1 protein-coding gene is annotated in these 1,383 nt (G+C 71.9%); it reads right to left on the bottom strand.

From position 1 onward, the window contains the following. Positions 1–72: 72 nt before the first annotated feature. Positions 73–1,242, bottom strand: coding sequence for a phage portal protein (locus tag ER13_RS17290; RefSeq protein WP_052005186.1), 1,170 nt, complete (start codon positions 1,240–1,242; stop codon positions 73–75). Positions 1,243–1,383 lie beyond the last annotated feature (141 nt).

Below are 1,383 nucleotides of genomic sequence, written 5' to 3'. Positions count from 1 at the left end.
AGACCAGCCCCCCGACCGTCTGCACCGCCAGGGCGGCGATCAATGCCGCCACGGCCTTCTTCACCGCATCGTTCATCCTTCCACCCCCGCCATCCGCCGCCGCTCCTCGTCCGTCAGGAAGCTGGCCGCCTCCAGCCGCGCCCACAGGGCGTCACGCTCGGGCTGCAGCGCCGGCACGGCCTCCAGATCGGCCCGCACCTCGCAGCCGGGGAACCGCCCTTCCAGCCAGCCCGTCATCGCCCCCGCCGCCTTGCGCACCAGGGGCGCGATCGTCTGCCGCCAGAAGGCGGTGTTGGCCTCGCGATAGTTGGCGTAGGTCGCGTCCCCCGGTATCCCCAGCAGCTGCGGCGGAACCCCGAAGGCCAGGGCGATCTCGCGCGCCGCCGCATGTTTGCCGGCGACGAAATCCATCTCCGCCGGCGTCAGGCTCAGCGGCTTCCAGTCCATCCCGCCCTCCAGCAGGATCGGCCGCCCGGCGTTCTCGGTTCCGGAATAGGCGGACGACAGCTGATCCTTCAGCGCCTCGAACTGCCCGTCCGTCAGCCGCTCGCCCTTCTGCGCCCCATAGACCAGCGCCCCCGACGGCCGCGCCGCATTGTCCAGCAGGGCCTTGTTCCAGGCGCCCGCCGCATTGTGCGCGTCCACCCCCTGAGCCGCCGCCTCCAACGGCGACAGCCCGTACCAGTCGTCCAGCGGGTGCCACAGCTTCAGCTGCATCACCGGCGCCCAGCCGTCGGCGGCCCGCCCGATCCGCGCCGACCGCCCGTCGACGCAATACTCCCACGCCTCGGGCCAGCCCGACCGGCCGGGAACCACCTTCACCCGGTCCGACCGCAGCGCCCACAGTTCCTCCGGGACCTCGTCCCCGACCGCCTCGACCCAGGCGTTGCCCGACACCTGCAGCGCGCCATAGACCGCCTCCATCAGCTCCGCCCCCGACTGTTCGGGATTGGGCCGGCGGATCAGCCGCGCCAACGGATGGGCCTCGTCCCGCACCCCCTCCACAAACACCGCAAAGGGCGCCGAGGCCGCCGCCTCCGCGATCATCCGGATGCAGCGATAGGCCACCGCATTCTTCTGATACCCCTCGCGCGCCAGACTGGCGTAGTCGTTGGGCGTCCACCGCGCCCGCCCCACGCCCGAAAGCAGCACCGCCGTCCGACTGGCCTTCTCTTCAGGCGCCCCCCGATTTGGCGCACGCCCGCGCCCGCCCTGGCCGAACGGCCACCGGATCGAAACCATCACACTCTCCCTGAAAAGCGGCGTCATGCCGACACACGCTGACTCTCCCTCCCTCTCGGGGGAGGGGGGTCGAGCCGGAGGCGAGACCGGGTGGGAAGGGCCGCGCACCGCATCCCCCCACGCCATCCCATCGTCCCCTGC

Source organism: Brevundimonas sp. EAKA, from assembly GCF_000698025.1.
GTDB lineage: Bacteria > Pseudomonadota > Alphaproteobacteria > Caulobacterales > Caulobacteraceae > Brevundimonas > Brevundimonas mediterranea_A.
The sequence above is the reverse complement of the archived record's forward strand: the minus strand, read 5'-3'. Positions and strand labels throughout refer to the sequence as shown.

Bases quoted from the DNA above. Each gene is read 5' to 3' on its own strand.
- ER13_RS17290 (WP_052005186.1), bottom strand. From the start codon at position 1,242: ATGGTTTCGATCCGGTGGCCGTTCGGCCAGGGCGGGCGCGGGCGTGCG.